The organism is Pseudomonas sp. 21615526, assembly GCF_013386245.1.
GTDB lineage: Bacteria > Pseudomonadota > Gammaproteobacteria > Pseudomonadales > Pseudomonadaceae > Aquipseudomonas.
Window position 1 is genome coordinate 1 of record NZ_JACAOM010000138.1, and the last position, 2,546, is coordinate 2,546.

The 2,546-nt window shown below is 61.4% G+C and carries 2 protein-coding genes; both read right to left on the minus strand.

From position 1 onward, the window contains the following. Nucleotides 1-66: 66 nt before the first annotated feature. Nucleotides 67-1,509, minus strand: coding sequence for a mechanosensitive ion channel domain-containing protein (locus HX786_RS28350; RefSeq protein ID WP_063028913.1), 1,443 nt, complete (start codon nucleotides 1,507-1,509; stop codon nucleotides 67-69). 63 nt (nucleotides 1,510-1,572) lie between these two features. Continuing rightward, the gene (locus tag HX786_RS28355; protein ID WP_178912908.1) at nucleotides 1,573-2,439 is read right to left on the minus strand and encodes a pirin family protein; all 867 of its coding nucleotides are present in this window, start codon (nucleotides 2,437-2,439) and stop codon (nucleotides 1,573-1,575) included. Nucleotides 2,440-2,546 lie beyond the last annotated feature (107 nt).

Sequence of the window (2,546 nt, forward strand, 5' to 3'; positions counted from 1 at the left end):
AAAAGTGACCCGCTGTAAGAGCGGAACCCTAAGTGGCCGTTACCGCAGCAACGGATATGTACACCTTCAGGCCCGACTCCGCAGCCACTGCATAAACCCCTTCTTAACCGGCACCACAGGCGCCTCCTGCGTCAAACTCTGAGCCGCATGCAACCTGAAATCCAACAAACTTTTCATAGCCTCACTGATGTCATGCCGAGCATCCAGACAAGGCTTCAGATACTCCTTCTCAATCCTATACAACGTACAAAACGTCTTCGCCGAAAAGTCCGCAGGCACACCCTGCTCCGACAAAATCCCGGCCTCACCAATCACCTCCCCAGGCCCCATCCGCCCGGCTTCAAACTTGTGCCCGGCCTTGGTCAACATCACCGAAATCACCCCGGACTCGATGATAAACAGGTGATCACTCACCTCCCCCGCCGGCAAAATCATCTCCCCGGCGCGAAAGGTCTGCAGCGTCATGTTCTGGCTGAATGTCTCCTTCTCCTCCTGCCTCAACGTCGAGAAAATCGACGAACTCTCCAACAACGCCCGAGCCCGGGAAACCGTCACCGGCGCATTACTCTCGGCAGCCGACAACAAGCTCACCCCCGCCGCCTGCAAATGCCGAAACGCCAAATCATAAAGCTGATTGCGCACCTCACGCTTGAGCGCCATGGCCGGCACAAACCCGCTGATCTCATACTCCACGCCACCACTGGCCGACGTCTTGAACGCCACGCTGGGCGCCGGCTTGGCCAACAACGGCCGACACCCCTGCATCGCCCGCTCCAGCGCATCCAGCACGGTTTGGGGCCGCGCATGGGGGCTGACTTGCAGGCTGACCGCCAAGCCAAACATATCTGCGGGACGTGAGAAGTTGATGATCTTGGCCTTGGCCGCCAACGAGTTGGGCACCACCGCCAGGCTGCCCTGGGAGGTTTGCAGTTGGGTGGCGCGCCAGTCGATGTCGATCACCCGGCCTTCGGTGCCGTCGATGGAGATCCAGTCATCCAGTTGGTAGGGTTTGGTGGTATTGAGCACGATGCCGGAAAACACGTCACTCAAGGTGCTTTGCAACGCCAGGCCGACGATGATTGCCACCGCACCGGAAGTGGCCAGCACGCCCTTGACCGGCAGGTCGAGCACGTAGGCCATGGCGGCGATGATCGCGATCAGGAAGATCACCGCGCCCACCAGATCCTGCAACAGCCGCCCGGTGTGGCCGACCCGCTGCATCATCACCGCGCCGAGCAATACCGTGAGGGTGCGCGCCGCAAACAGCCACCAGCCGATCTGGAACGCCGTTGCCGCCAAATGCAGCGCCACGTTGTCGCCGAACGGCGCGACCTGCATCGGGTTCATGCCTTCGTTGAACAGCACGGCGCTGAACACCGCAAAGATCACCAGCCGCGCCGCCAGCTTCCAATTGGCGAAATCGGCAGAGATCAAACGCCATACGGCAATGTCGATCAGCACCAGCGCCAAGGCACAGAACATCGGGTGATCGGAGATAAATGAGGGCATTCAGGCGACTCCAGGGCGAATGCCATGAAGATCGCATGAAATGCCTTTGGAGGGTATAGCGCCCTAGCGCTGCATCTGCCCGAATTGCCCGGACTGATAGTCGGCAAACGCCTGGTGGATTTCCTGCTCGGTGTTCATCACGAACGGGCCGTGGCCGACGATGGGTTCGTCGATGGGCTCGCCGCTGAGCAACAGCACCATGGCGTCGTCGCTGGACTCGAGGCGCAGTTGCGTGCCGCCGCGCTCGAACAGTGCCAACTGCCCTTCCCGCGCCACTTCAGTGCCGTTGATCCGCAGCGTGCCGCGCAATACCACCAGCGCGGTGTTGCGCCCGGCGTGCAGGTCCAGCGTCACCGAACGGCCGGCGTTGAGGCGCATGTCCCACACGTCGATCGGCGTGAAGGTGCGAGCCGGGCCTTTGACCCCGTCGAACTCGCCCGCGATCAAGCGCAGGCTGCCGGCGTGGTCGGCCAGGGGCAGCGTCGGAATATCGCCATCGAGGATGGTCTGGTAACCGGCATCGGTCATTTTGTCCCTGGCCGGCAGGTTGACCCACAACTGGACCATTTCCAGGGCGCCGCCGCTGCGGGCGAACGCCTCGGAGTGAAACTCCTCGTGAATGATGCCCCTGGCGGCTGTCATCCATTGCGCATCGCCCGGGCCGATGGTGCCGCCGGCGCCGGTGGAATCGCGGTGCTCGACTTCGCCCTTGTAGACGATGGTCACGGTTTCAAAACCGCGATGGGGATGCTGGCCCACGCCGCGCCGTTGCTCGGTCGGGGTGAATGCCGCAGGACCGGCGTGATCCAGCAACAGGAACGGGCTGATCTGCTTGCCCATGGTGTCGTAGGAAAACAGCGTGCGAACCGGAAAGCCGTCGCCGACCCAATGGCCGCGTGGGCTGGTGTAGATGCCGATGATCTTTTTCATATGTGTCTCCAGTAATGGATACACCTTAAATCCGATACCAATTCCGCGCTAGACGGCAAAACCGGCCCTGATCGTCCCACCAGTGGAACAAAGACTCGGGGCTGGAT

What these genes read in the sequence shown, in the direction of transcription:
- HX786_RS28350 (WP_063028913.1), bottom strand. Translation starts at nt 1,509, where the DNA reads ATGCCCTCATTTATCTCCGATCACCCGATGTTCTGTGCCTTGGCGCTG.
- HX786_RS28355 (WP_178912908.1), bottom strand. Translation starts at nt 2,439, where the DNA reads ATGAAAAAGATCATCGGCATCTACACCAGCCCACGCGGCCATTGGGTC.